Annotated in this window: 26 protein-coding genes; 6 read left to right on the top strand and 20 right to left on the bottom strand. The window is 42.9% G+C overall.

Going from position 1 to position 25,841, the window contains the following annotated elements; translation table 11 throughout:
* Nucleotides 1–12: 12 nt before the first annotated feature.
* The 3 genes from MKY54_RS16675 to MKY54_RS16685 form a co-directional block, all read right to left on the bottom strand.
* A complete protein-coding gene (locus MKY54_RS16675) occupies nucleotides 13–1,569 on the bottom strand; it encodes a TerB N-terminal domain-containing protein (RefSeq protein ID WP_339187183.1) in 1,557 nt (518 codons plus the stop codon).
* A 184-nt stretch (nucleotides 1,570–1,753) separates the two neighbouring features.
* Nucleotides 1,754–2,965 (bottom strand): MFS transporter, encoded by a 1,212-nt coding sequence (locus MKY54_RS16680; RefSeq protein WP_094900681.1) that lies wholly within the window; start codon nucleotides 2,963–2,965, stop codon nucleotides 1,754–1,756.
* Between the two features lie 81 nt (nucleotides 2,966–3,046).
* Nucleotides 3,047–3,814, bottom strand: coding sequence for a DUF1836 domain-containing protein (locus MKY54_RS16685; protein ID WP_036676915.1), 768 nt, complete (start codon nucleotides 3,812–3,814; stop codon nucleotides 3,047–3,049).
* Between the two features lie 114 nt (nucleotides 3,815–3,928).
* Here MKY54_RS16685 and MKY54_RS16690 point away from each other — a divergent pair, with 114 nt between their 5' ends.
* Nucleotides 3,929–5,239, top strand: a complete 1,311-nt coding sequence (locus MKY54_RS16690) for a hemolysin family protein (protein WP_076126650.1) — start codon at nucleotides 3,929–3,931, stop codon at nucleotides 5,237–5,239.
* Between the two features lie 50 nt (nucleotides 5,240–5,289).
* Here the strand turns inward: MKY54_RS16690 and MKY54_RS16695 are convergent, their stop codons facing one another.
* The 3 genes from MKY54_RS16695 to MKY54_RS16705 are packed head-to-tail and all read right to left on the bottom strand — an operon-like array spanning nucleotide 5,290 to nucleotide 6,655.
* Complete coding sequence (locus MKY54_RS16695; RefSeq protein ID WP_076126651.1) at nucleotides 5,290–5,823, bottom strand: GNAT family N-acetyltransferase; 534 nt, start codon at nucleotides 5,821–5,823, stop codon at nucleotides 5,290–5,292.
* A 24-nt stretch (nucleotides 5,824–5,847) separates the two neighbouring features.
* Entirely contained in the window at nucleotides 5,848–6,276 is a 429-nt protein-coding gene (locus MKY54_RS16700) for a GNAT family N-acetyltransferase (protein WP_076184843.1), read from the bottom strand.
* A 25-nt stretch (nucleotides 6,277–6,301) separates the two neighbouring features.
* Nucleotides 6,302–6,655, bottom strand: a complete 354-nt coding sequence (locus MKY54_RS16705) for a VOC family protein (protein WP_036677380.1) — start codon at nucleotides 6,653–6,655, stop codon at nucleotides 6,302–6,304.
* Between the two features lie 191 nt (nucleotides 6,656–6,846).
* Here MKY54_RS16705 and MKY54_RS16710 point away from each other — a divergent pair, with 191 nt between their 5' ends.
* On the top strand, nucleotides 6,847–8,163 hold the full coding sequence (locus tag MKY54_RS16710) for a TrkH family potassium uptake protein (RefSeq protein WP_076126802.1): 1,317 nt from the start codon (nucleotides 6,847–6,849) through the stop codon (nucleotides 8,161–8,163).
* 52 nt (nucleotides 8,164–8,215) lie between these two features.
* On the opposite strand, the gene MKY54_RS16715 is transcribed toward MKY54_RS16710, so the two are convergent.
* The gene (locus MKY54_RS16715; protein WP_076126655.1) at nucleotides 8,216–8,494 is read right to left on the bottom strand and encodes a hypothetical protein; all 279 of its coding nucleotides are present in this window, start codon (nucleotides 8,492–8,494) and stop codon (nucleotides 8,216–8,218) included.
* 178 nt (nucleotides 8,495–8,672) lie between these two features.
* On the opposite strand from MKY54_RS16715, the gene MKY54_RS16720 reads away from it, so the two are divergent.
* The 3 genes from MKY54_RS16720 (at nucleotide 8,673) to MKY54_RS16730 (ending at nucleotide 11,589) form a co-directional block, all read left to right on the top strand.
* Nucleotides 8,673–9,905, top strand: a complete 1,233-nt coding sequence (locus MKY54_RS16720; protein ID WP_038571402.1) for an aminopeptidase — start codon at nucleotides 8,673–8,675, stop codon at nucleotides 9,903–9,905.
* Between the two features lie 44 nt (nucleotides 9,906–9,949).
* Nucleotides 9,950–11,179 (top strand): aminopeptidase, encoded by a 1,230-nt coding sequence (locus tag MKY54_RS16725; protein WP_076126659.1) that lies wholly within the window; start codon nucleotides 9,950–9,952, stop codon nucleotides 11,177–11,179.
* A gap of 227 nt (nucleotides 11,180–11,406) precedes the next feature.
* On the top strand, nucleotides 11,407–11,589 hold the full coding sequence (locus MKY54_RS16730) for a hypothetical protein (RefSeq protein ID WP_076126661.1): 183 nt from the start codon (nucleotides 11,407–11,409) through the stop codon (nucleotides 11,587–11,589).
* Nucleotides 11,590–11,662: 73 nt separating this feature from the next.
* On the opposite strand, the gene MKY54_RS16735 is transcribed toward MKY54_RS16730, so the two are convergent.
* The 10 genes from MKY54_RS16735 to MKY54_RS16780 all read right to left on the bottom strand — a co-directional run bounded on the left by MKY54_RS16735 (nucleotide 11,663) and on the right by MKY54_RS16780 (nucleotide 20,153).
* The gene (locus MKY54_RS16735) at nucleotides 11,663–12,355 is read right to left on the bottom strand and encodes a hypothetical protein (protein ID WP_076190238.1); all 693 of its coding nucleotides are present in this window, start codon (nucleotides 12,353–12,355) and stop codon (nucleotides 11,663–11,665) included.
* A 25-nt stretch (nucleotides 12,356–12,380) separates the two neighbouring features.
* Entirely contained in the window at nucleotides 12,381–12,953 is a 573-nt protein-coding gene (locus MKY54_RS16740; RefSeq protein ID WP_076218060.1) for a TetR/AcrR family transcriptional regulator, read from the bottom strand.
* A complete protein-coding gene (locus MKY54_RS16745) occupies nucleotides 12,954–13,670 on the bottom strand; it encodes an MBL fold metallo-hydrolase (RefSeq protein WP_076277593.1) in 717 nt (238 codons plus the stop codon). It abuts the gene before it with no gap.
* Between the two features lie 90 nt (nucleotides 13,671–13,760).
* On the bottom strand, nucleotides 13,761–14,219 hold the full coding sequence (locus MKY54_RS16750) for a DUF6773 family protein (protein ID WP_076280399.1): 459 nt from the start codon (nucleotides 14,217–14,219) through the stop codon (nucleotides 13,761–13,763).
* Nucleotides 14,220–14,221: 2 nt separating this feature from the next.
* Nucleotides 14,222–14,425, bottom strand: a complete 204-nt coding sequence (locus MKY54_RS16755; RefSeq protein WP_036676881.1) for a helix-turn-helix transcriptional regulator — start codon at nucleotides 14,423–14,425, stop codon at nucleotides 14,222–14,224.
* A 1,265-nt stretch (nucleotides 14,426–15,690) separates the two neighbouring features.
* Nucleotides 15,691–16,293, bottom strand: a complete 603-nt coding sequence (locus tag MKY54_RS16760; RefSeq protein WP_076099095.1) for a nitroreductase — start codon at nucleotides 16,291–16,293, stop codon at nucleotides 15,691–15,693.
* A gap of 223 nt (nucleotides 16,294–16,516) precedes the next feature.
* On the bottom strand, nucleotides 16,517–17,293 hold the full coding sequence (gene pstB / locus MKY54_RS16765; protein ID WP_036687516.1) for a phosphate ABC transporter ATP-binding protein PstB: 777 nt from the start codon (nucleotides 17,291–17,293) through the stop codon (nucleotides 16,517–16,519).
* Between the two features lie 38 nt (nucleotides 17,294–17,331).
* Entirely contained in the window at nucleotides 17,332–18,228 is an 897-nt protein-coding gene (pstA, locus tag MKY54_RS16770) for a phosphate ABC transporter permease PstA (RefSeq protein WP_036687518.1), read from the bottom strand.
* Nucleotides 18,225–19,127 carry a phosphate ABC transporter permease subunit PstC gene (gene pstC / locus MKY54_RS16775; protein ID WP_036687519.1) on the bottom strand — a complete coding sequence of 301 codons (903 nt, stop codon included), beginning with the start codon at nucleotides 19,125–19,127 and terminating at the stop codon, nucleotides 18,225–18,227. The genes pstA and pstC overlap by 4 nt, the downstream gene beginning before the upstream one ends.
* A gap of 90 nt (nucleotides 19,128–19,217) precedes the next feature.
* On the bottom strand, nucleotides 19,218–20,153 hold the full coding sequence (locus MKY54_RS16780; RefSeq protein ID WP_076126671.1) for a phosphate ABC transporter substrate-binding protein PstS family protein: 936 nt from the start codon (nucleotides 20,151–20,153) through the stop codon (nucleotides 19,218–19,220).
* A gap of 328 nt (nucleotides 20,154–20,481) precedes the next feature.
* Between MKY54_RS16780 and MKY54_RS16785 the strand changes: the two genes are divergently transcribed.
* Nucleotides 20,482–21,372 carry a LysR family transcriptional regulator gene (locus tag MKY54_RS16785; RefSeq protein ID WP_339187189.1) on the top strand — a complete coding sequence of 297 codons (891 nt, stop codon included), beginning with the start codon at nucleotides 20,482–20,484 and terminating at the stop codon, nucleotides 21,370–21,372.
* A 54-nt stretch (nucleotides 21,373–21,426) separates the two neighbouring features.
* Here the strand turns inward: MKY54_RS16785 and MKY54_RS16790 are convergent, their stop codons facing one another.
* From MKY54_RS16790 to MKY54_RS16800, 3 genes are read right to left on the bottom strand one after another with little or no spacing between them, the layout of a single operon-like run.
* Complete coding sequence (locus MKY54_RS16790; protein WP_076217760.1) at nucleotides 21,427–22,416, bottom strand: substrate-binding domain-containing protein; 990 nt, start codon at nucleotides 22,414–22,416, stop codon at nucleotides 21,427–21,429.
* Nucleotides 22,413–24,197: a sensor histidine kinase gene (locus MKY54_RS16795; protein WP_339187192.1), complete on the bottom strand. Its 1,785-nt coding sequence runs from the start codon at nucleotides 24,195–24,197 to the stop codon at nucleotides 22,413–22,415. The genes MKY54_RS16790 and MKY54_RS16795 overlap by 4 nt, the downstream gene beginning before the upstream one ends.
* A complete protein-coding gene (locus MKY54_RS16800) occupies nucleotides 24,194–25,804 on the bottom strand; it encodes a response regulator (protein WP_339187194.1) in 1,611 nt (536 codons plus the stop codon). The genes MKY54_RS16795 and MKY54_RS16800 overlap by 4 nt, the downstream gene beginning before the upstream one ends.
* Nucleotides 25,805–25,841: the final 37 nt, after the last annotated feature.

Raw genomic sequence — 25,841 nt, forward strand, 5'->3', positions numbered from 1 at the left:
AAGTTCACCTCATTAAATATTGCGCAGCATAGAGATATATTCCTCAACAATGTCTTCCCCCTCAATGATCAGATCACCAAGAATGTCCATTGCGATCTCATTAATCTCATCAATTAGAAGCTCTGACATCGTGCCATTAGCAGCAGCCAGCTTCAGTAAAGCTTGACTTCCATCCTCATCCAAAAGAGCAAGCAGTGCTTCCCGTTGTAGTGGACTTAAAGCATTGGCAAACTGTTCTGCCTCCGATCCTATGCTAACCGCTTGAGCTTCTTCAATCACCTCTACAGGCAACAATTCTTCCTTACTATCTTGTATTGGATCGATTTCACCGATAGTTGCTTCGAGCTCGCTAGCCTCGTAATCTTGCTCGTCCATATTCTCAACCGTAAGCATTGTCCGTACAATTTCAGAATCACTTTGCAGGCGTTCTAGCTTCTCAGGATCTATGACGACTGTCGGCCCTTTGTCTTCCTGCGTCTCTTTAAGGTACTCACGCTTTAGAAAACGAGTGATCAAATCGTCCATATCGGCCTCTACATTAATACCTTTAAGTCGTCCGCGGTAGCCCATCAGTTCCCGGAGTTTATTCTCAGTCAGACGAAATAGCCTTGTAATCAGACTGCGAAGTGGTGGAGATTTACTAATACGTACAACCGGTATAAGAACAGAATAGCCATATAATGAAATATCATATACGGCACTTCGGAATAAATAACGCTCCCGCATCACCGCTGGTCCAGGCGGAAACATTTCAACTAGATTGGAGCCGTGTTTCCGGGTGACATAAGCATTAATTAACGCCACGACCTGCGGAATGTATTGTTCAAGAGCCTCATTGCCTTCTCCGATGTAGAACTTGGATTTACTAATATCATAGTCCGACATTGCCGTTAATACTGCGAAGGTTAGCTGCTCAGGAGCAGTCGTCAGTCCTCTCATTAATTCAAGCTCCGCCAGATCCCCAGCAAGACCACGTGAACGAGCCACAATGATAGAAAGCGGGACATCCAAATGATGTACAAAAGAGAAGTCCGCGATCCAGCCGCCAAGATATTGATCCAAACGTTTATAACTTTCCCGGTAAGCTTCCCAGATCAGATTTAGCTGCCTATAGCCATCATTAGGGTCAGTCCACCCCACGCCATTAATAAGCTCATATACATGCAGAAAAATATAAGAAAGATCTGTTTTCAGATATCTGCCTTGTCTAACTTCATTCCGCCAATAAAAATACCATCTGCTTTGCGTGCCTGTCATATGGCCATATGTAGGCCAGTAACTCTTAAAAGGAACAAAAAGCGCTGAGTCCTCAGTTCTTTCAACTAATTCCTTCGCTCTTGTTACGAACTGCCCTTCGGTGGTAGTCACAGGCTCCGGCGTTTCCATCTCTGTATCCCAAAGCTGCAGCTGTAATGAAGGTTCAGGGGTTGAATTTGTTTTGCCATTATTCTTAGAAGATGACTTAGGCAGCGCAGGTTCAGGGGAATTTCGCGGCGGAATCGGTACATTTTGTTCCGTACTTTCCCAGACTAATTCTGTGAAATGCGGTTGCTTCCTATCATTACTCATGTGCGATCGCTCCGTCCTTATAAATAAGGATTAATGTAAAAAAACGGTCCTGTTCACAACTGTGAAGGAACCGTTTTGTTCTTACGTGAATAGTGGTCATCCATAAGGACGACAACATCGTTTCTTCTTGATATTTTAGCATTGTTGATAGATTAACATCAAGTATGTAATGCAGAATCACACTTTAGAGAAGCTCGGTTCCCTTTGTTTCTTTGCCAAGAAACAATACCGCTAATGCACCGATAATAATCGTTACAAAAAATAGCATAAAGATCGAGCCAATCGCCATAGATTTACCTACTAGAACCCCTACCAGCAATGGTGCGATAATGCCCCCAATCCGGCCAAAGGAAGTTGCTAAACCAGCGCCTGTGGAACGAATAGCCGTTGGGTACAGCTCTGGCGTATAAGCATACATGCCACCCCAAGCGCCAAGATTGAAGAAGGATAAACAAATTCCGGCAGCCATCAGCATGCCTTCAGTAGTCGCATTTCCGAACCATGCAGCGCTAACCGCAGTGAACAGCATATAGATGACTAGGACAAATTTGCGTCCGAACTTTTCAATAAAGTAAGCGGCAGTAAAATATCCAGGCAACTGAGCGAGCGTCATAATAAGCACATACTCGAAACTTTTGACCAAGCTGAAGCCTTTAAGTACCATAACTGTAGGCAGCCATAGAAACATGCCATAATACGAGAACACCACCGTAAACCATAAAATCCACAACATAATTGTAGAACGGCGATATTCTGGCGACCATACGGTAGCGATTCGTTTCTTTAAGGAAACGGGTGCCTTTTTAATCTCAGCAAATTTCGGTGAATCATCAATCGCCCGTCTTAGATATAAAGCGTAGAGTGCAGGTACAGCCCCAATTCCGAAAGCTATACGCCAGCCATAATCAGGGATAATGAAGAACGCGATTAATGCCGAAGCAATCCAACCGACTGCCCAAAAGCTCTCCAAAAGCACAACCGCACGGCCTCTCTCCTGAGCAGGCATGCTCTCTGAGACCAAGGTAGAAGCGACAGGCAGCTCTCCGCCAAGACCAAACCCAGCAATAAAACGAAGCACACAGAGGATCGCAAAGCCTGTTGCAAATGCAGATAATCCGCTTGCCGCCGAGAAAATAAGGAGTGTCCACAGCAATACCGGTTTACGGCCAAAGCGGTCTGCTAATATCCCTGCCGCTGCAGCACCTACTGCCATACCGACGGAATTAATACTAGTCAATATACCGATCTGCTCCGGTCCCAGATTCCAATCCTTAGCTAAAGCTGCTACAACAAAAGAAATCATTCCGACGTCCATCGCATCGAACATCCAGCTCAAGCCAGCGCTGAAGAGTAATTTCCTTTGTTTCGGATTCCGCAGCAGTGTCATTTGATTCACTTCGAAGCCCCCTTATTTCAACCTGTTAACCAATAAACTTACTTTTGATTGTTTCACTTATACATTTTAAAATTGAAGTGCTCAAAAATCAAGAAATAAAGCAGCATTAAAGTATTGCCTAGCCAGCGATTGAAAATAACAGGTCTGCACAGAAATTGTGGCGATAAGCAGCATATTACGAACGGATTCTCTCTGCGCTCTCGACAAATGTGTCAGCCGGTTAATTACACGATCAATAGAGCTTTTTAACGAGGTATCTTCTTTCCAAGAGAACTCCTTGTGCAACACTTGATCTACTTTACATTGCGTCTGAATCGATGGATTGCTTTTGATCTCCTCAAAAAGCCCTGCATAGGCGTAATACAGCTTGGCCGGTTCAATTAGATCATCATCATCGCGATCCGGCTTTAGGAACATTAGCTGGAACAGTTGGCGGATACTTTCAAAGTTAAGAGCAGATTTGAGATCATCGATAATAAACAAAAGCGCCGCCTGATTAACCGAATATTTCTTTCCTTCTTTAGGCGAACCGAGATATTCCTTGAAGTCGCGCTTGACCCAATTTTGCATAGCTGTGACGGTCAATGTGGAATACTCTATAAGATGGCCCAATGAAGCAATTTCACCAAGTGAAAAGCCTTTTACATGGCCGCCTTTAATGATCTTTTGTAATATGGGTGGAACATTGGTTGATAAAAAAGCGGGCAACGAAGTCCCCTTTTGTAATTCTTCACGGTGAAACTTTGCCCATGCCTCTTGGAGGATATTCAGCGGTTTCCGGTCTGACAATCCGGTCAATGAGAGCAGTAGACTGGACATCTCCACACGAGTCAATGCAAATGATTCCATATCTGTTTCCCTCCACCATTTGATATTTTACTGAAAAGTTCGTAGAATAGTTCATAAGAACTCATAATAATGAGTATAACCTATTTTAGGAACGAAAGGGATGGTAAAGATTATATGGGTATAGGACTTAGTTTGACGTTGGTGGTTATTTTGATTATTTTAACCGCTTTTTTTGTAGCAACAGAATTTGCATTGGTGAGACTTAGAGGTAGCCAGATCAGTCAAATGGTGCTTGACGGAAAGAAGAATGCCTTGGCAGTACAGAAGGTATCCGCTAATCTCGATGGCTATTTATCCGCTTGTCAGCTCGGGATTACCATCACTGCGCTGGGTATTGGTGCACTGGCAGAGCCTGCATTCGAACAGTTATTGCTTCCTATTTTCGACTGGGCCAATATCAGTTCTAGTGTGAGTCACCCTCTTGCGTTTTTACTCGCATTCATCATTGCAACATTCTTGCACGTCGTTGTCGGAGAACTTGCTCCGAAGACGGCAGCTATAAACATTCCGGAAAAAATCGGTCAAATTACTTCACCGCTGATTATTTGGTTCTACAGAATTTTGTACCCTCTCATTTGGTTCATGAACGGTTCCGCTAATATGCTTGTTCGTCTTTTTGGGATGAAACCAGCTAGTGAGCATGGAGACGCGCATAGTGAAGATGAGATTCGTTTGATCCTGTCCGAGAGTTACGAAAGCGGGAAAATCAATAAAGCCGAATATGGCTATGTTAACCGAATCTTTACTTTTGATGAGATGCTCGCCAAAGAAATCATGGTTCCGCGAACCGATATGGTATGTCTTTTCACCAATCATTCGTTGAAAGAAAATTTCGAAATTATCCGCAAGGAGCAATATACTCGTTTCCCTGTGGCACAAGGCAGCAAGGATAATATTATCGGAATGATCAACACGAAACAGCTCTATTTGCAGTATGATAACAATCCTGATTTTGATTTTCATAGCTTAATTCAACCCGTACTGACAGTATCTGAGGTGACACCGGTCAAGAATCTTCTAACTCGTATGCAGTTGGAGCGTGTGCATATTGCCTTGCTGCTTGATGAATATGGTGGAACATCCGGTCTCATCACGATTGAAGATATTTTGGAAGAAATCGTTGGTGAAATCCGTGACGAGTTTGACGGTGATGAACGCAGAGAAGTCGAAAAAATAAGCGATACTAACTATCTGTTCGACGGTAAGGTATCTCTGTTAGAGGTCAAGGATCTTACAGGGCTTGATTTCGAAGATGAAGAAGTGACCACAGTTGGAGGCTGGGTATACAGTCATATCGCAGATCCAGCCATTGGCAAAAGTATTGTTCGTGACCATGTAACATTGACCATCCGCGAGATGAACAGATACCGTGTCCGCAAGGTTGAAGTTGTTATCGAACAATCAAGCAACACTGAATCATCATAAATCACGAAATCATAACCTTTATTCATAAAAAAAAGGATAGGGTCATCAGATTAAATCTGACACTCTATCCTTTTTTCTTTTTGGAGAATTTTGCTCATATAATACTCATCCACCCACTCACCATCGACAATAAGAGATTTCCGCTTCGTCCCTTCGATTTCAAACCCGCTCTTGGTATACAGCCCCAAAGCAGCTTGATTATGGGTCATGACGGATAACTCAAGACGAACAATCCCATTGTTCATAGCCCAGATGTCCATCTCACGGAACAGGCCAGCCCCAATCCCATTCCCCTGATATTGTTTCTGAATCCCAATCACTATGTACGCGCTATGTCTATTGCGTCTAACACTTCCACCTCTAACAGACAAGTAACCTGCCAAATGATCGTCAACCTCTGCCCCTATAAGAATTGAAGTTTCTGCTGCCAGAAAGCTTTCGAGCATTTCTTTGACCTGACAAAGACTAGCTTGTCTTTCATCCGGTTCCAATAACATAAATTTGGACTCTTGGTCTAACTGATGCTGAAGTCGAAGCAATTCACCTGCATCCTCCGGCACCAGTTCTCTAAGTGTAACCATCATATCATCACTTCCAATCGTAAATAACTATAAGTACTTCTTGAATACCTTACTGGAGCTGCTATCATAACCAAGAATTTCGTAGAAACGATGCGCTTCTTCTCTCTTTGCAGCACTTGATAACATAATCTTAAGGGCTCCCTTGGAGATTGCTACATTCTCGGCATGTCTCATTAGCATTGCGCCATACCCTTTTCCTCGTACTTTTTCAGCCACAATGACTCTTTCTATGACAGCAAAGGGCCTATCGTCACACAAAGCATCCATACAAAAATGAAGATGTAACGACCCGACAATTGTTTCTTGTTCTTCGCACACATATAGAAAACTCTCCGGATGATCTGCTATCTGCTTCAGCCGCTCAGGAGATACATGAATAGCTGGATGCTCAGGCAGCAAAATCCGATAAAGTTCTTCAATGAAGGTAGCGTCTTCGGGCACTGCTTCTCTTATCATTCGTCTACTCCCTTCTATACAACGATTAACAACGACAGACCATGATCACATTTCCATCGGGATCTTTAAAATTAAACCAATGATCATGCTCAATATCCGTGAGAATCTCTCCTCCGTTGGCCTTTACATAATCATAAGCAGCATCAATATCCTCGGTGTTAAGATGAAACGAAGGGATGTTTAGAACAGATTCAGCGGTGTAAATCTTACTGTCCAAAACGATGCCCGGTCCCTGCATAGGGACTACATATAAATGACCGAATAATACCTCTCCATCTAATGGGAGTCCAAGCAATTGGCAATACCATTGTTTTGATTTCTCAATATCCTTTACCGGAATAAAAACAGCACCAATCTGATTCAGAATCGGACTTATCATCATTAAGAAAGCCTCCTCTTTTAAGTTGACGGATAGGGTGTTATTCTAGAATAATTCGATAAAATATGTCAATTACCTCCCTCCATTTAGGGAAGGGCTGGTAAGTTGTGTTATAATTCTGTGAGCATTACTCCAATATCACGTACGTCAGGAGAATTACATTGGCTAACCTGAACTTCGGTGGTTTTAAAATGACCCCGCCCAAAGTTTTATCACTAGGATTCTTAATCCTTATCACTGCCGGGACTTTTCTGCTTAGTCTCCCGGTCTCCTCAACATCCGGACAAATATCCTTTATCGATGCCTTGTTTATGGCGACTTCAGCCACTTGTGTAACAGGCCTTGCGGTCATTGATACGGGAACTCAGCTAACTACCTTCGGACAAGTTGTTCTACTCATTTTATTTCAAATCGGAGGATTAGGCTTTGTAACGATGGCTACTTTGATTACCTTGGTCCTTAATAAACGGATATCCTTGAAAGAGCGAATCCTTTTGCAAGAATCCATGAACCAAAATTCGATGCAGGGAATTGTACTCTTAATCCGTAGAGTCCTGATCTATTCTCTTGTTATTCAGCTGTCGGGGGCCGTGTTGTTTGCTGGAAGGTTTATGATGGATATGCCCTTTGGGAAAGCAGCATATTATGGGATTTTCCACAGTATATCTATCTTTAATAATGCAGGCTTTGATCTCTTCGGTGATATTCATGGGCCGTTTAGCGGACTTACTCGTTTTGTAAATGATCCCATTGTTAACTTTACCTCAATGAGTCTCATATTTCTTGGAGGGATTGGTTTTATCGTTCTGTCTGATCTTATGGACTTTCCTAAACGCAGAAGACTCACTCTTCATTCAAAGGTTGTTCTTTGGACTTCTCTTATATTGATTGTTATTGGTGCGGGGCTGTTTTTTTTACTGGAGTTTAATTCTTCGCTGAAGCCCTTGAGTGCAAGCGGAAAGTTTTGGGCGACCTTTTTACAAGCGGTAACTCCGCGATCTGGTGGTGTCACCACCATTGAAGTTCCACTTTTACGGCAATCCACGCAATTTCTAATGATTCTATTGATGTTTATCGGAGCTGCACCTGGGTCGACGGGTGGAGGTATCAAGATCACTACATTCGCCGTACTGGTTACTGCAGTAGCTGCGCGATTACGGGGGAAAGAAGATATTGTAATGTTCCGCCACCGGATCGCTAAAGAAAATGTATATAGAGCCCTTACTATCACATTAATGTCTCTTATGCTGCTTGTCATCGCTACGATGTTATTATCCTTAACCGAGAGCGCTGAATTTCTAACTGTACTTTTTGAAGCTGTATCTGCTTTTGGAACCTCAGGCTTATCTATGGGCCTTACTCCGGAACTGACTACGGCAGGAAAGGTTCTAGTGATTATCCTGATGTTTATGGGCCGGACCGGACCACTTACACTTGCTTATGCTTTGAAACCAAAAGGTAGTAAAGAACTGTACCGTTACCCAGAAGGTAAGATAACGATTGGATAATCATGATATGGCCAGCGGCTACCATAATGCCGCTGGCGTCATATCAATAATATTATTGTTCTTCCACGATTTCTTGTTGATCAAGTGCAGCATCCAGCAACTGGTTGTACACATCATCGTTATTCTCCAGCAATGCATCCGTTTCTAAGAACTGTTCCTCGCTCCCAGGCTCACCCGCAAAGCTTAGACTGTAATCCCATTCCGTTCCTCTTGTACTGAAGAAAGTAATTTCATATGGAGCCTTATGATTTTCGAGAGTGAATACAGTCCTCCCTACATAACTTTTATCTTCTTTACGGCTCATTTCAGCACTTACGATCTCTAAATTCATCCACTTATCTTCCTTCCTATCATCAAATCAGCTACCCTTTCAGTATATCATTGAAATGAATGTAATTCCTTCTCTTTGCACTGTAAATTCCACGTAATTGACTTTTTTCATCCGGCGGTTAATAATTTAGTACAATGCTTGTAAAGTACTAAACTATTAGTAAATGGAGGAAATTACAATGACTGATTTTCAGGCTAAGCTTAGTAAATATGCAGATTTAGCTGTACAAATAGGTGTTAATGTTCAACCCGGGCAAATTCTAGTGGTGAATGCACCGATTCTTGCCGCTGATTTCGTACGTCTAATTACCGCTAAGGCATATGCTATCGGAGCAAGTTTAGTTAAGGTGAACTGGAGTGATGCAAGCATTACACGCCAACAGTTTGAACACGCTGCACCAGAGGTATTCACTCAGCCTCCTACTTGGTACGCAGGTGAAATGACTGAATTCGCCGAAAAAGGTGCGGCTATCCTTAACGTGATCGCTGAAGATCCTGATGCACTTAAAGGTATTGATCCAGTACGTATCTCCAATTTTCAAAAAGTACGAGGAGCTGCCCTCACCAAATATCGTGAAATGCAAATGTCCGACAAAGTGAGCTGGAGTATTGTAGCTGTTCCTTGTCAAGCTTGGGCGGATAAAGTATTCCCTGAGGTTCCAGCCGAAGAACGTGTAGATAAACTCTGGGAAGCCATTTTCCACACCGTGCGTCTTGACCGTGAAGATCCAGTAGCTGCATGGCAGGAGCATCTTGACACCTTGGAGCAAAAAGCGAATGTACTCAATGCAAAAAAATATAAAAAGCTGCATTACATAGCACCTGGCACTGACCTTAGCATCGAGCTTCCTGAAGGCCATATCTGGGCACAAGGAGACAGCATTAATGCAAAAGGTCATTCTTTTGTAGCCAATATGCCTACCGAAGAAGTCTTCACTGCACCACTAAAGACTGGTGTTAATGGCACTGTAAGAAGCACTAAGCCACTTAGTCATGGCGGCAACATCATCGATGGCTTCTCTATTAGCTTTGAGAACGGCCGTATTGTAAGTGTTACTGCTGAGCAAGGTCAAGAAGCGCTAGAGCACCTCATTAGCATGGATGAAGGAGCGAAATACTTAGGGGAGGTTGCCTTGGTTCCTCATAAATCCCCTATTTCTGAATCCAACATTCTTTATTACAACACATTGTTTGACGAAAATGCTTCTAATCACCTTGCTATAGGTATGGCTTATGCCTTCTGTTTAGAAGGCGGTAAAGACATGAATCCAGAGCAGTTAATTGAGCATGGTCTCAACAATAGTGTAACCCATGTGGATTTCATGATCGGGTCAGCTGAGATGAACATTTACGGGATAACTGCTGATGGAACTGAAGAACCTGTCTTCCTGAATGGAAACTGGGCGTTCTAATTTAAGCACACAAGAGATACAGGATATTGGGAGGAATAGAAACTATGTTGGATTTCAAGCAAAAGCTGGAGAATTACGCATTGCTGGCCGTGAAGATTGGCGTTAATATTCAACCGGGTCAGACACTCGTTGTGAATGCAGATATTGTATCCGCAGAGCTTGTGCGACTTGTGGTTCGTAAAGCCTATGAAGCCGGCGCGAGACTTGTAAAGGTAAATTATAGTGATGAAGTTGTATTACGTACACGTTATGATCTTGCTCCATCCGATTCCTTCCTGGAGCCGCCGCAGTGGCAAGCCGATGAATTAGAGGATCTTGCTAAAAAGGGAGCCGCATTTCTAACCATTATCTCCGCTGACCCAGATCTTTTAAAAGGCGTTGAACCTGGAAGAATTGCCGATAATCAACGTATCTCTGGGCAGACCCTAGCACCTTATCGTGAGTACTTAATGGGGAATCATGCGAGCTGGAGCGGCCTTGCCTTCCCATCAGCCTCTTGGGCAGCAAAAGTGTTCCCTGACGCTCCATCAGAGCAGCAGGTTGAACTATTATGGGACGCCATCTTTAAAGCCACACGTGCGGATCAGGAAGATCCTATTGAAGCATGGAGCCGCCATTTAGATGGACTCAAAACTCGTTGCGCTTCCTTGAATGAAAGTAAGTTTCGCAAGCTGCACTATACAGCACCTGGTACAGATTTAACTATTGAGTTGCCGGAAGGACACATCTGGTGTCAGGCTGGAGCTGTGAACGGTAAGGGCGTCCCTTTCTTAGCCAATATTCCTACGGAAGAAGTGTTTACTGCCCCTCTGAAGTCTGGTATTAATGGTAAAGTGAGCAGCACTAAGCCACTTAGCTACGGCGGCAATCTAATCAATAACTTCACGCTGACCTTTGAGAACGGTAAAGTGATTGATTTTACTGCTGAAGAAGGCGCAGAAACTTTGGCATCACTAATCGCACTGGATGAAGGCTCTTCCTATCTTGGTGAAGTTGCTTTGGTGCCTTTCCACTCTCCGATTTCTGAGAGCGGTATTCTTTATTACACTACATTGTATGATGAGAATGCCTCCTGTCATTTGGCTTTAGGTGCAGCTTATGCCTTCACAATTCAAGAAGGAATTACGATGACTAAAGAACAGCTGTTGGAAAAAGGAATGAATCAAAGCCATACCCATGTTGACTTTATGATGGGCTCACCTGAAATGAATATTGACGGAATTAACGATGATGGAACAACAGTACCTATCTTCCGTAATGGGGATTGGGCTTAAGGTATAAACAACACCCGTTAGATCCTAGATAGAACCAACTTCAAACAACCCGCTTAGCTCTCTAATTAGAGAGTAAGCGGGTTGTTTTTGTTTTAACAGCAACATTTCAGGTGGTAAAATGCCCAAATTTGAATAAAAGTTCAATATTTGTTCACACTATTGTTGATTTCCGTTCACAAATATGTCACAATACAGTTAAGGATTGAATTTCCAAGGAGGGGATTATCATGTTGAGAGACCCAGTATCCAAAGAAGTTGACAGCCTCGAAGAAGAACAGCTAGAAATTCAACCACCGGTAGATTCAAGAATTGTTGCATCTAATGCTATTAAATACACTGCCTATGTTATGCTGCTTTTTGGATTCTTGTATTTCCTGATTGCTTACTTGGCGCCTATGTTGGAACCTTAATGTGATGGATAAAATTTTATTGGAAAACGCTTACGGTTAATCACTCTCTATGGAGCAGTGATTAACCGTTTTATTAATTCCATGAGAATGCTTTGTTTGTCCAAGCTATTGCTGTTGGCGACCATACCCCGTTCATCTTCGTTTGTATCCAAGCTCTGGCCTCTTCTCTATCCCCTTCAAAAGCGGATAGACCGTTATCTGACATCCAGTGACTGACCGTCTCGAACGAGGTGCTGCTCCAGCCATTTACTTCACCTTCATCATTCAGGCGTTGCTTGATGCCTGAGATCACCATATCTAACGATCCTTGAAGCTCAGTAACCGCGTTATCGAAGGCTGTTTTCTTTTCTTTTGCCTTCATATCAGCCTCTGCCCGAAGTTTACGTGTATCAATGCCTTCATGTTCACGAACAATCTGCAGTAAGGTCACAGCTTCTTTACTAGCCAACCCATCCTTATACCGCTCTTCAATAGATTTGGTACTGCCTACTGCTGCTACAAATGCCGGAAACCACTCCCTTGAGACCAAAATAGCCTTTTTTTTAATAAACTTTCCGTATCCTGCAAGACCCTCACCTGGAAACTGCGCACGCCATGACCACGGATCTAAATCTGTTCCAGTATGCCAATTCTCGGGCTTAGTTAAGCCGTTTAAAGACGGGTGCCCGGGAATCAGCGCAGCAAGCGGTAAAATCCCCAATTTCGCAATAATCTCTGCTGTTTCCCCATAAGTGGTGACACTACCTTGTTCGTATTCCTGACCCATTTGTTCATCATCTCCTAGATCTAATTTAATCTGATTTCATATTTCCAATTCCGGTTATAAAAGTGCTAATCAAGCGGGTTAGACTCTCGTTAGTATCGAGCGCCATACCAAATCCACCCTTTTGATCCAATGAGGCGAATCCATGTAGAATACTCCGTAATCCCCTTACGGCATGAAGTTCTCCTTCTTCACCTAATTGATAACTCTTCATCACCTGAATTATAAACTGCAAAATATGCTCACCAGCCGCTTCAAGCTCCGTGTTCTCCTGTTCAGGCGCTCGTAGTGTAGTCTCATACAAACCTGGTCTACTTCTAGCAAAATCCACATATGCTCGGCCCATCGCGTGTACAGCAGCATCTCCATTTAATCCCTCAGCTGCGTTCGACATGCATGTAAATAATAACTCTAAACCGTAAATGGCGAGCCCGGTCCGCAAATCCTGCAGGCCATTTATATGGTTATATAGTGACGGGGAACGAACACCTAGTTTAGCTGCTAGTGCAGCCAAGGTAACAGCTTCTATACCTTCAGCATCGGCAATTTCTGCTGCTCTAATCACTAGCGTGTGACGATCTAATCCTGCTCTAGGTGACATTTAATTACTCCTATCCTGAATCATTTGTGCCTTACGTATGGCTTTCTCCATCTCTTGCTTCGGCGCTTTAAGTAAGTTGCCGTGACCCACAGCAAGTAAAGCTGGAGATAACTCTAGAAGCTTAATCGCACTATTCAGAGCTTGAGCTTTATTCCATGTAGCCATTGCTGGAAAAGGAAACAGGGGGATGATGGTTCCAGCCACCGCAGTTCCCCGGAAGGTCTGAAGAGCATCCCCCACGATTACAGCACCGCTGCGTGAATCAAGGAAAGACATAGAGCCGGGGGTATGTCCTGGAGTGTGAATCGCTGATAATGAGCCAATGGTATCCCCTTCGTGGAGAAGGACATCTGGCTTGGTAGCTATCTTCTTCGGCACGCCTCCCTTAATAGGGGTTTGAGGTTCTCCTTCCCGAAGTGAACGATCTCCACGTAGTAATGCCGAATCTCGCTCAGAGATGTACACCTGAGCCTCTGGACGTTGCTTTTTCAGTCCATCCAGTGCCCCAATATGATCATCATGCGCATGCGTTAAGATTATGCGTGTAAGCTTCTTATTTAGCTTCGCTTCAGTCTCCATAATTCCTTTTAGACTAAATGGCATAGCCGCATCTATTAAAGTCAATCCATCATTTTCCTCAATAATGTAACAATTCACTGGAAAAAAATTGGGCATCCAAGTCAACTGCAATAAATGACCTTCACGTGTTACTCTCATCCTTACCCCTCCGATAAACTAATGGTATTAGCTTAAATATAAACTAATGACATTAGTTTTTCAAGAGGTAGTTATCTTTAATATTAATATTTAATTCTCAATGTTCTTGTCAGCATTTTTGTTGGATTTATTAATTATGTACCACATCGCCCAAGTGACCCCTATGAAAAAAACAACCGACCCCACGAGAGTACTCGATATATTTTTTCTAATATCCGCTTCTCTAAAATCAAGCAAAAATGTTAGCGTGGCCCAAATAATCGTGCTGATAACTCCCGATATTAAATGAATCTTCTTAAACCGTTTGAGTTCTCCTTCCTTACTTGGCAGCAGGTATATCCCATCTTTGACACAACGAACGGTAACATACAAACAACCTAACAGCATAATCACAAAAGTATCTATCCAATATTTGATGTCCCACTCCAGGATAAATACTTTTACCAAAAGGCTGATCATAAATCCAACTAACACAATCAACAATCCGTGCGTACTAAACTTCTGAATTTCTGTGATAATTCGTTCGTCTTTAATTTTTGGCCCTTTCACAACTAATCCTCCCAAAAAATATCGTTTAATGACGTATCCAACGCCTTGCAGATGGCTATGCACAGCTTAATCGTCGGGTTATAGTTACCAGCTTCAATCAGGCCGATCGTCTGCCGTGTAACCCCTACAACTTCCGCTAACTGTTCTTGGGAAAGATTCTTTTGGATCCTAGCCAGCTTTAACTTGATGTTTTTGTTCTCTCCCACACCATAACCCCCCTTTAATGTTTGTGATGCATTCCATTTTCCACCATTGTAATCTATATCGGTCATTATGTACATTATATATTGCATTTAATTGGTGGGACAACGTTTTACTTTAGGATCGACGTGTCATATTAGGATCGACGTTTCTTATTAAGATCAACGTTTCATATTAGGATCCAGACTTCATTTTCCATTCCCTGTCCGTCAGGAAATACTTTTCTCCCCACCGTTGGATCAAATGGTGAAGAGTGATTGTAACTGAGTACATAGCCAGTCAGCTGCGATGCCTAACTCGCCGCCTTTGCTAGTATGTAAGCACACTTTTGCCAATGGTTCGGACTCAGATGACCTTATTTCTCCAATTCGCACTTTTTAGGCGAGCTATCGGACCCAATTGCAGCTATTTACTCATAACCAAACAGATTCTGCGCCTCTACAAGGTAATAAGAGCTATGCGGTCCGATACATCTGCAAAATGACTCAAAAAGCTCAAATAGCTGCTATACAGTCCGTAACATTTTGAGGGTCTTTAGTTAGTTTGGGTAGTTTAGGTTAGTTTGGAGTTAGTTCACTTATTCGCCGTTGCATCGGACTGAGGAGTCCTTATTTCGTAGATTTGCAGCTAATTGACGTGCTATCGGACCCAGTTGCAGCTATTTACTCATAACCACACCAATTCTGCACAGTTACATGGTAATAAGAGCTATGCGGTCCGATAGATCGGCAAAATGACTCAAAAAGCTCAAATAGCTGCAATACAGTCCGTAACATACTGAGGGTCTTTAGTTAGTTTGGGTAGTTTGGAGTTAGTTCACATATTCGCCGTTGCATCGGACTGAGGAGTCCTTATTTCGTAGATTTGCAGCTAATTGACGTGCTATCGGACCCAGTTGCAGCTATTTACTCATAACCACACCAATTCTGCACAGTTACATGGTAATAAGAGCTATGCGGTCCGATAGATCGGCAAAATGACTCAAAAAGCTCAAATAGCTGCAATACAGTCCGATACGGAGATCAGTAGGAAGCCCGCAGGAGGTCAGTAGGAGATCATTAGGAAGTAAGTAGAAGGTTGAGCCACATCAGCAGAGGAACCAGCAACGAAACGTGATCAGCACCCAGTAGCCCTCCCCCCCACCCGACTACGGCTAGTCAAAGCAACAAAAAAAGCATCCCTAAGGATACTTTTGATCTTTCGATGCTTATGATCTTTCGATCTTTTTGATCTTTCGCCGCTTTTAATATACGAATGCCTTCGACTTTCCTTATTCCACTACGCCATTCTCTGGATAGAAGTCTACGATCTTCAGCAGCTCCGAAGCGTCTGTGCGTGGACGGCTGTCAGGTACAGTCTCCGGATATCCGGCATGAATCATGGCTACAATTTTTTCGCCGGGCTTCACACCAATTTTAGTGCGGAATTCAGGGTTGTTGATGTATGGATCAGTCTTCCAAATTGTCCCTACACCTTGCTCCCAAGCTGCGAGCTGGAAGTTCTGTACAAGTGCGGACGCTGCTGCAAAATCCTCGTCCCACTCTCTCTGCCGAGGATCTTCAGGCATCACTACGATTACTGTTAATGGAATATTCGAGATATATTCTTTACGTTTAGCAGCCACTTCTGGATCAGCTATAGCACGTTTTACAAAAGCAAATGCAGATTCAGCTAGGAATTTCGAACCTTCCCCTTGAAAGGCAATAAATCTCCACGGCTCACGCACACCATGATTCGGTGCCCATACCGCTACATTTAATAATTCCTCTAAAAGGCCTTGTGGAAGTGGATCTTTTTTAAAAAGCTTAATCGAGCGTCGTTCTTTTATTATTTCGGCCACACTATTCTGTTGAGTCTGTTGAGATTGCGTCATAAGATCCACTCCCTAATATATTAATAATGATAATCATTATCACAAATGATACAGCATCTTTCTACCTTTTGCAAATAACAGGTAACCATTCGAATCACAGTTAATTTCATATAAAAACAACCGATATACTTCGCAGAAACTTTCGGATGTTATTGTTTCTCTGCATATTAACTTTTGAATTCACAAAAAAAACACCGTTCCTGAAGGAACGATGTTCACAGCTTCAGCCGAATCGGCCCATGATATATTCTTGCGTCATTTGATTCTCTGGATTAGTAAAGACTTTATCCGTCTTATCATATTCGACAAGGGAGCCTAGATAAAAGTATGCGGTATAATCAGAGATCCGAGCTGCCTGCTGCATATTATGTGTCACAATAACGATGCGAAGCTCTTCTTTTAACTCCTTGATTAGCTCCTCTACTTTACCTGTGGAGACCGGGTCTAGAGCTGATGCTGGTTCGTCCAAGAGCAGAATTTGCGGGTTAACCGACAACGCTCTAGCAATACAAAGACGCTGCTGTTGTCCACCGGAAAGTGCAAGCGCTGAATCTTTTAAACGATCCTTTACCTCATCCCACAATGCTGCTTTGCGAAGACTGCTCTCAACAATCTCATCAAGAGCCTTTTTACCTTTAATGCCATGATACTTAGGTCCAAAAGCGATGTTATCGTAAATCGATTTATAGAACGGATTTGGCTTTTGCCATACCATCCCGATCTTCTGACGCAGCTTAATCACATCCGTACCCGGAGCATTAATATCCACTCCATCAATCCAGATGCTTCCTTTTGTTTTTGAGCCAGAAATTTCGTCATTCATCCGGTTCAAAGAACGAAGAAAAGTTGATTTACCGCAGCCGGAGGGGCCGATCAGTGCAGTAACCGTATTTTCAGCAAATGGAAGGCTTATCCCCTTTACTGCCTCATATGTTCCGTAAAAAATACTCAGGTCTTCGGTTTGAAAAGATTCACGCACTGCTGTTGCCGACGTTCCCATCGATTACTCCTCCTACATCTCTACTTTAATTTGTATGATTAGTTCATTCTTTTTGAAGCTGTAAGCTTACGATAAATAAATCTTCCGAAATAACGTGCTGCCAGATTGAAGATTAACACCATAATTACAAGCACCGCCGAAGCTCCCGCAGCAATTTGTGCAGCGTCTGGAGCTAGACCTTCACTGTTGACCTTCCAAATGTGGACAGCCAGCGTTTCCGCTGGACGGAAGGGATTCAGTGGTGAATTCGCACTAAGTGGATTCCAGTTGGTGAAATCCAATCTTGGACTACTCATCCCTGCTGTGAACATCAACGCAGCTGCTTCCCCAAAGACACGGCCAGCGGACAAGATAGTACCTGTAATAATTGTAGGTAATGCTACCGGAAACAACACCGAGGTAACAATTTTCCACTTGGACAATCCTAGTGCAAAACCAGCCTCTTTTTGTTGTTTTGGAACACTACGGAAAGCTTGCTCTGTAATCCGCACCATCAGCGGTAGATTAAAGACCGTCAATGCCAGCGCACCGGAGATTAAGGAGAAGCCCAGATTGAAATAGTTAACAATCAGCAATAGACCAAACAAGCCGACTACGATGGAAGGGAAAGATGACAACACTTCAACAATCAAGCGAATAAAGCCGGTAATCTTACCGGGACGAGCATATTCCGCCATATAAATACCGGCACCCAGTCCAAGCGGAACTGTAATAATAAGTGTCAGTACTAACAGGAATAAGGAGTTAAATAGCTGCGGTCCGATCCCTCCACCTGCTCGAATTTTTTGCGGTGCGGAGAAAAGAAAATCCCAACTGATATGGCTTAAGCCTCTAAAGAGGATATATCCCAAAAGTCCAAGTAGAATGGCAACGATGAGCATCGCGAAAAATACAATAAGACTGGTGGCAATTTTATTTACGGTTCTCGGCTTCAAATTTTATTTCTCCTTTCAAGCATTCTCACAAAGAAGACAAATACGAAAGTCATCAGCATGAGAACCAGTGCCATACTCCACAGTGCATTATTGTGAGGTGAGCCCATGGTCGTGTTCCCCATACCGAGTGTGATCACACTGGTCAAGGTAGAAGCTGACTCAAAGAGTGATTTTGGTACGAATGGCGCGTTCCCGATAACCATTTGTACAGCGAGTGCTTCACCGAAAGCACGAGCCATTCCCAATACAATCCCTGTCATTATGGCAGGAAAGGTTGTTGGAATAATCACCCGCGAAATCGTCTGCCACCGGGTGGCACCAAGCGCATAGGAAGATTCTTTTAAGTTTTGCGGCAATGAAGCCAGCGCGTCTGCAGCCACGCTTGTAATCGTCGGAAGAATCATTACCGAGAGCACAAGCGCGCCTGCAGCTACCCCGATGCCTTGGCCCGGCAGGTTGTTGCGTAGAAACGGTACAATTACACTTAATCCGATGAAACCATATACTACCGAAGGAATCCCTGCCAAAAGCTCAATAACAGGTTGAAGTAATTTTTTGCCCCACCCTGGAACAATCTCAGTCATAAATAACGCAGCGCATAAGCTAAGTGGACTAGCAATCAATGCGGCAAGCAAAGTAACCAGGAAGGAACCCGAGATAAATGGAAAAGCTCCGAAGGAAGGCGTATCCGCTTCAGGCGACCACTTTGTACCGAAGAGAAATTCAGAAACTGTAGCATTGCCACTTGTGAAGGTTGAAATTCCTTTAGACGCTACAAAATATACCATCGATACAATGATTGTTATCAACAGTAATACACAGAAGGACATATAAGTACGTCCAACAAAATCTTCAATATGATGTTTTTCGAATCGTGAGTTCTTTAGTTTCACCCTCAATTGCTCCCTCTTTCTAAAGTGAAAAGAGAGGCAGATGTATCCGCCTCTAATCACTTGAGATTCTAATCAATAACATTGCCTAGAATTAAATTACTTAGCGGTAACAGTTCCTGCAACGTCGCGAACAACTTGCATTTTAACAGCTGGGATGTATCCAAGTTCAACAACTTCACCTGTTTGCACTTCGTCAGTTAAGAAAAAGTCCAGGAATGCTTTTACTGTTGCATTAGGTTCACCATTTGTGTACATATGCTCGTAAGCCCATACTGGGTATTTACCAGAAACAACATTGTCAACAGATGCTTCTACACCGTCAAGACTAAGTGTTTTAATGGAATCATCCAGGTAAGAAAGAGCAAGGTATCCGATTGCCCCTGGAGTTTCACCGATCATTTTCTTAACCGTACCGGAGGAATCTTCTTGAATCGAACCTGGGATATCTTCTGTTTTGGTTCCAAGTGCAAAGCTTTCAAAGGTTGCACGAGTACCGGAGCTGCCTGGACGGTTGATGATTTGGATTTTTTGATCCGCTCCGCCGACTTCAGACCAGTTAGTGATTTTACCAGTGAAAATGTCCACCAGTTGTTGTTTAGTCAAGCTATCCACACCAGCATCAGGATGAGATACTGCTGCGATCGCTACTACTGCTACTTGATGATCTACGAGTGCTGCTGCTTTTTCCGCATCTGCATCTTTTAATTTTTCTTCTGCGAATACGTCAGAGTTTCCGATATCTACTTGTTTCTCAGCTACTTGAGTAAGACCAGTACCACTGCCACCGCCTTGAACTTGAATGTCCACGCCAGTGTTTTTATCCATGAAATTCTCTGCTACCAGCTCAACCAAGGGTTGTAATGCTGTTGAACCTGAAGCCAGAATCGAACCACTTATTTCAGCGCCGCCGCTTCCTTCGTTAGTTGCTGCAGCGTTTCCTCCTGTGTTGTTAGCCCCGCCGTTACCGCAAGCCGATAGTGCCAGTACGCTTGTTAAAGCCAAAGTCATGATCCATGATTTTTTGAATTGCATTGTTTTGTCTCCTCCTAAATGGTTTGTTAGCATGGCTCCCTGATCAGTTCATACCAAACTGGCTTCGAAAGCTTTAACATGGTGTTGTGGAGCTTGGCCCCCATATGCATGGTTACTGTAAAAGTTCATCAAACGCATATGTTATATGTTGTCCGGGACTTCTTGGCCCCTCTGACTCTTCTTATTCTAGAGCTCGTTCGTTAGAGAAACTTCTTATCTTTGTAAAGCGAACGAAAAAAATACCAATATAAAGTGTATATCTGTATAGATATAATCTATAATGGAGATATAATTTATAATCCAACTTAGTATTATGTGGAGGAAAGTCATGAATATTATGAAATTGAACATCGTAGTTCTAATTGAAAAATATAAAAAAGTAACCGATGTAGCCGCAGAATTAGGCCTTAAACAGCCAACTGTTTCTTTTCATATGAAGAATCTGGAGGCTGAGCTCGGAACCCCTCTATTTCTTTACCGAAGCGGAAGAGTGCTGCTTACGGATGCTGGACGAGCCCTTTATCAATACGCCCTCAAAATCGTCTCTCTCACAGCAGAAGCTGAGCGCACAGTTAAACAATTTTCTTCCCCCTCAAAAGGAATATTAGAGCTGGAAGCCAGTTTTATTCCTGCAACTTATATTTTACCTAATGTGTTAATCCAATTCATGAAACTCTATCCGGGGATTAATAACTCTTTGACTGTTCAAAGCGATGCTTTGTTACGTGAGCGTCTCCGTAGTCGGGATATTCAGATGGCCATTTTACATACTGCGGATTGGCAGGACGAATCTTTTGATTTTCAGCTTATTGTCCGTGATGAACCTGTCCTAATTTTTGCACCTGGTCATCCATTTGAAGGCCTAGAGAAATTAACACCTGAACAAATTGCCAATGAGCCGTGGATTCAGCATGAGCAAGGATCTTGTTTACGAGGGTATGCCGATCAATGGGCACAATTCAATCAAATCCGTTTATGGAACCGATCCGAGTTGAATTCTCCAGAAGTGATTAAGCAGTTAGTTAGCGGGAGTGATTGTGTTGGTATATGTTCTAAAGCGGCGGTTAAAGCTGAGATTGAGCTAGGCAAGCTTAGCTATGCTAACCTGCCAGGGATTCTGCCTGAAAGCGGCGGGTTTGTGCTCGGCTGGCGTAAAGATCATATTTTAACGCCGTTGCAGCAATCCTTTGTTGATATAGTAACGACTCTTAATCTTTAAAAAAGCAAGGTAGCTTCTAAAGCCGCAAACGGTTTTAGAAGCTACCTTGTTCATTTATTCTATAAAAGGAAACATTAATTTCTCATTTTCACTTAAATACATATTCTCCTTCGTGATGATCACGGAGCCTGTATCTATTATCCGTTCCACTTTCTCACCCTCAACAGCTTCAATCGCCGTCTTCACAGCTAAGTACCCCATATTAAAAGGCTTCTGCATAACCGTGCCAAGCAAGATCCCTTTTTCGAGGAGCTTCACCTCATTGCTAGAATTGTCGAACCCAAATAATTTCACTTTGTCTTGAAATCCCATATCCATAATCGCCTGCCCAGCACCTAGTGTAGAAGGTTCATTAAGACCTATTATCCCTTTTAGATTTGGCTCGTCCTTTAGTAAATCAACAGTTAACTGGTACGCTTTTCGCACGGAACCATCACTGAATAATGTAGGCTGCACATCATGAACTCCATTCTCTAAAAGGGCATCACGAGCCCCTCTTTCCCTCTCAATTGCGGTGGCAGAGCCTTGTACAAAGTTAACGATAGCGACTTTATCCTCCGGATCAATATATTTTCTTAACTCCTGCCCTGCCTTACGTCCTGCTTCATAATTGTCTGTAGCAATAAAGCTCTCTGATACACCACCGCTTAAGCCCGAATCTACAGTAATAAGCGTAATGCCAACTGATTTGATCTTTTCTGCGATTGGAATGAGGCGATAATAATCTGTAGCTGATAAAATAATGGCGTCAGGCTTCTCCTTAATTGCTTGCTCCAGCAGTTCTATCTGTTGATCTACATCAAGCTCTGTATCCGTTCCAACCGTGCGAACCTCTGCGCCGAACTCCTTAGCCGCTGTTGCCACACCTTGTTTCATCACTTCCCAGAATTCAATACTGCTATCGATAGTCTTGGGCACATAAATAATGGTCCTAACCTTTGCGTCAAGCTCATTTGTAAACATACGATAGGCTAATGAACCCAAAGTAACAATGAAGAGCAGCAGCAGAGTATACAGGCCAATTTTTGACCGTAAAGCGCTCATTGACTCTCCTCCTCATAAATCACAGGTATTCGTAAAGTGGCCGTCGTTCCTTCCTCCATCTCGCTTGCAAAAGACAAACCGTATTTCACACCGAAATACAGCTGGATACGATGGTTCACATTCGCGACACCTACACCGCTGCCAGTCTTGAAATCTGATTTTTGCAGCAGTACCTTACCCATTTGCTCTTCATCCATCCCAATACCGTCATCAATGACCTGTACGATAATATCGTTCTGTTCTTGTCTTGCTCGGATCAGAATGTGCCCTTGCTCAGGATTATGTTTTATGCCGTGATAGATCGCATTTTCAACCAAAGGCTGAAGTACCATTTTTAAAATGCTGCAGGTTAGGATATCTTCTTGTACCTCTATGGAATAAGTGAATTTATTACGATAACGCATGTTCTGAATCGTTAAATAGTGCCGAATATGCTCTAATTCTTTGGCCAGCGGAATCAATTCCTCACCCTCACCAATTGTTGAACGAAGCAGCTTGGATAGAGATGAAGTCATCTCAACCACTTCCTCCATCTTTCCTGTCTCTGCCATCCAAATAATCGAATCAAGTGTATTGTACAAAAAGTGAGGTTTAATCTGCGCTTGCAGTGCCTTCAGTTCACTCACACGTTTCATCTCTTGCTCCAGAACGATCTGTCCCATTAACTCTTTAATCTTCATAATCATAAGATTAAACGTACGAGCAAGCTTGCCGATTTCATTCGTGCTCTCAATCTCCACGCGTATGTCGAACTCTCCACGTTCCGCTTTTTTCATATTCAGCTCCAAATTCTTCAGCGGTTTGGTCAGTGCGTAAGAGAGAAATATCGATATAGCCATAGCAAAAATCAAGCTAATTGCTCCCCATAAGGCGGCGGTTCCTTGCATACGTTGCTTGTTCGCGACCAAATCATCCGGATAAGTGACTCCAACTATTTTCCAGCCAAAGCTGGTAGTGTCCACAGTGTACAGTTTCTGATCATTCCCCGTATTAACCGTAACAGATCCACTCTTGATCCCAAGGACCGTCTCTAATTGTTCGAACTTGAGCTGGGAGTAGATCAACTGCTGTTGTGGATGATAGACAAGGCTACCTGCGGGATCGACGATAAAAACATAACCTCGTTTTCCCAGTTCGATTTGTTTACATAGATTATTAATTACACTGTAATTGAGATCTACGAGCAGTACACCTTGTTGATCCGCTTCCGTCATAGCATTCGCATTCGAGAGTTTTCGGCTGATCGAGACTACCCACCGGTATTCATCTTGAAAGATGTGCTGCACATGAGAGGAAGAAACTGCAACGTCTAATTGATTCATAGCTTTTTGATACCAATCTTGAGCTATTAGTTCAGGAAGCGGTTTCAAAACAGCATGCTGTCGATCCGAAACGGTCATGCCATCTGAGCCTGCATATAATATAGAGGAAATATCCGAGCGGGACTGAACGACTGACCGGAGATAATGACTGGCAAGCAGTTTATTCTTAAGCGCCTCTTCTTCATCTAATTTCGAGCCTTTTATATATTTCTCTAGATCACTGCTAGTTAACACCAGAGCAGCTATGCTCTCCATATTACCAATGTAATTCTCGATATTTAGTTTTACTTGTTCTATTAATTGTGAAGTATAGGCTACAGAATTGCCCTTGACCGCGGCTGAGGACAGGCGATAGGAAGTATAACTCAGGACAATAGTTGTGCAGAGGATAAGAAGTGAAAAGGAGATTGCAATATTAGTATGAATACTTCGGCTGCGGAAAAAGCGCTGTGATCTCATAGAGAGAGATTCTCCTTCTGCCGGTGTCGATATTCCTTCGGTGTGCTTCCTACATTACGTTTGAAAATAACACTAAAATACTGTGGATCAGCATAACCAACTCTGGCAGCGATATCATATGTCTTCAACTGTGTGACCGTAAGGAGTTCTTTTGCTTTTTCCAAACGGAGTCGAGTCAGATACTCTATAAATGTTTCACCGGTGTGCTGTTTAAAAGTTGCACTGAAATAACTGATGCTCATAAAAATATGGCTGCACAGCTCATTGAGTGAAAAGCTGTCATTACAATAATTCTCGCGAATATAAGCTTCTGCGGCTTGCATCTGAGAAGTCCGAACCGTTGTTCTCTGTTCCGATAGTTTAAGTATCAGCTCATGGCAAGTCCTCTCCAGATAATGCCTTGCTTCATCTAAAGTCTTAAGCGCAGCAACCTCTGCAAACATATTATGCGAAACAACTACTGTATTTGGGAAGCCGATGTCGACTACATAGTTCATCAAAGAAACCAGCAGCTGATAGATGCTGCTACGGCAGCCTTCTATAGAGGAGGTATTACTTTTAAGCTCCTGAAACCACTTCAACAGAATTTCCGATACAGCAGAAGCTTTACCTGTCTTTAAAGCGGATATAAATTGCTTTTCCCATGAGGTGAAATGCGCCTGATCCAATCCCTTCCCAAACTCAAGATCCTGTATGGAGATAACTTTATCTATGCCTAAAAGGTAACGATATTCTATGGAGGAGATCGCTTCTTGGAAGGATTGTGGAATTTGTTGCAAAGTATTATATTTTCTACCGATGCCTATGGTGGATGACAGCTTCAAATATTTATTTAAGCTACCCTGGACTTGCTCTGCAAGATGCTGCGTTGCTACTTCTACCGTCTCTGAATTGCCGGATAATATCGCAGCGATTTTTCCATCTCTCGTCTGGAATACCACTCCGTCTTGCTCTTTCTCCAGCTGCTCTTGAACAATGTTAAAGGCGCCGAAACACAGTAGCTCTGCATCAAAAGCTAGGTCCTGGCTTCGTTTCTCCAGTTCTATATCTATAACGAGCGCAAGGTACACTTGACCCTGCAACGGAATATGAAAATAACTCAATTTATTCTCGATTTCTTCGCTTTTCATTCGAGTAGTTACCAGCTGCTCCAAGAATCGTTCCCGCAGCAATGGAAGACTCTGATTAAGTTGCATACGAAGCTTAACTAAATTCGCTTTTTGTAGATGATCTTCATCTAAATCCTGCTTCATCTTACTTAGAAATTCAGCAAACTCACGTGCATTAATCGGTTTTAATAAGTACTCAGTCACCTTCAGTGTTATGGCCTGCTTCGCATATTCGAAGTCTTCATATCCAGTGACGATAATGACCTTCATATCCCGGTACCTATCCATCACAGCTCTGGCCAATCCTAGTCCATCCATAAAAGGCATACAAATATCAGTAATAATTACGTCAGGACGATGCTGCTCGATTGCTTCCAGTGCATCTCTGCCATTATCGAAATCACCAACCAGCTCAAACCCATATTTACTCCATGTAATCTTCTGTTTGATCCCTTCACGAACCTCATCTTCATCATCAACCAGAATTATTTTATACATCCAACACCTCCACAACTTTGAACTTATCAGCATAAGC

The sequence above is a fragment of the Paenibacillus sp. FSL P2-0121 genome (assembly GCF_037975345.1).
GTDB classification, from domain to species: Bacteria; Bacillota; Bacilli; order Paenibacillales; family Paenibacillaceae; genus Paenibacillus_AQ; species Paenibacillus_AQ odorifer.

What these genes read in the sequence shown, in the direction of transcription:
- MKY54_RS16695 (WP_076126651.1), bottom strand. Translation starts at nt 5,823, where the DNA reads ATGATGGTTACACTTAGAGAACTGGTGCCGGAGGATGCAGGTGAATTG.
- MKY54_RS16785 (WP_339187189.1), top strand. Translation starts at nt 20,482, where the DNA reads ATGAATATTATGAAATTGAACATCGTAGTTCTAATTGAAAAATATAAA.
- MKY54_RS16675 (WP_339187183.1), bottom strand. Translation starts at nt 1,569, where the DNA reads ATGAGTAATGATAGGAAGCAACCGCATTTCACAGAATTAGTCTGGGAA.
- MKY54_RS16795 (WP_339187192.1), bottom strand. Translation starts at nt 24,197, where the DNA reads ATGAGATCACAGCGCTTTTTCCGCAGCCGAAGTATTCATACTAATATT.
- MKY54_RS16735 (WP_076190238.1), bottom strand. Translation starts at nt 12,355, where the DNA reads ATGGGTCAGGAATACGAACAAGGTAGTGTCACCACTTATGGGGAAACA.
- MKY54_RS16725 (WP_076126659.1), top strand. Translation starts at nt 9,950, where the DNA reads ATGTTGGATTTCAAGCAAAAGCTGGAGAATTACGCATTGCTGGCCGTG.
- MKY54_RS16710 (WP_076126802.1), top strand. Translation starts at nt 6,847, where the DNA reads ATGACCCCGCCCAAAGTTTTATCACTAGGATTCTTAATCCTTATCACT.
- MKY54_RS16745 (WP_076277593.1), bottom strand. Translation starts at nt 13,670, where the DNA reads ATGAGAGTAACACGTGAAGGTCATTTATTGCAGTTGACTTGGATGCCC.
- MKY54_RS16700 (WP_076184843.1), bottom strand. Translation starts at nt 6,276, where the DNA reads ATGATAAGAGAAGCAGTGCCCGAAGACGCTACCTTCATTGAAGAACTT.
- MKY54_RS16800 (WP_339187194.1), bottom strand. Translation starts at nt 25,804, where the DNA reads ATGTATAAAATAATTCTGGTTGATGATGAAGATGAGGTTCGTGAAGGG.
- MKY54_RS16790 (WP_076217760.1), bottom strand. Translation starts at nt 22,416, where the DNA reads ATGAGCGCTTTACGGTCAAAAATTGGCCTGTATACTCTGCTGCTGCTC.
- MKY54_RS16760 (WP_076099095.1), bottom strand. Translation starts at nt 16,293, where the DNA reads ATGACGCAATCTCAACAGACTCAACAGAATAGTGTGGCCGAAATAATA.
- MKY54_RS16740 (WP_076218060.1), bottom strand. Translation starts at nt 12,953, where the DNA reads ATGTCACCTAGAGCAGGATTAGATCGTCACACGCTAGTGATTAGAGCA.
- MKY54_RS16690 (WP_076126650.1), top strand. Translation starts at nt 3,929, where the DNA reads ATGGGTATAGGACTTAGTTTGACGTTGGTGGTTATTTTGATTATTTTA.
- MKY54_RS16685 (WP_036676915.1), bottom strand. Translation starts at nt 3,814, where the DNA reads ATGGAATCATTTGCATTGACTCGTGTGGAGATGTCCAGTCTACTGCTC.
- MKY54_RS16720 (WP_038571402.1), top strand. Translation starts at nt 8,673, where the DNA reads ATGACTGATTTTCAGGCTAAGCTTAGTAAATATGCAGATTTAGCTGTA.
- MKY54_RS16780 (WP_076126671.1), bottom strand. Translation starts at nt 20,153, where the DNA reads ATGCAATTCAAAAAATCATGGATCATGACTTTGGCTTTAACAAGCGTA.
- MKY54_RS16705 (WP_036677380.1), bottom strand. Translation starts at nt 6,655, where the DNA reads ATGATAAGTCCGATTCTGAATCAGATTGGTGCTGTTTTTATTCCGGTA.
- MKY54_RS16715 (WP_076126655.1), bottom strand. Translation starts at nt 8,494, where the DNA reads ATGAATTTAGAGATCGTAAGTGCTGAAATGAGCCGTAAAGAAGATAAA.
- MKY54_RS16730 (WP_076126661.1), top strand. Translation starts at nt 11,407, where the DNA reads ATGTTGAGAGACCCAGTATCCAAAGAAGTTGACAGCCTCGAAGAAGAA.
- pstB (WP_036687516.1), bottom strand. Translation starts at nt 17,293, where the DNA reads ATGGGAACGTCGGCAACAGCAGTGCGTGAATCTTTTCAAACCGAAGAC.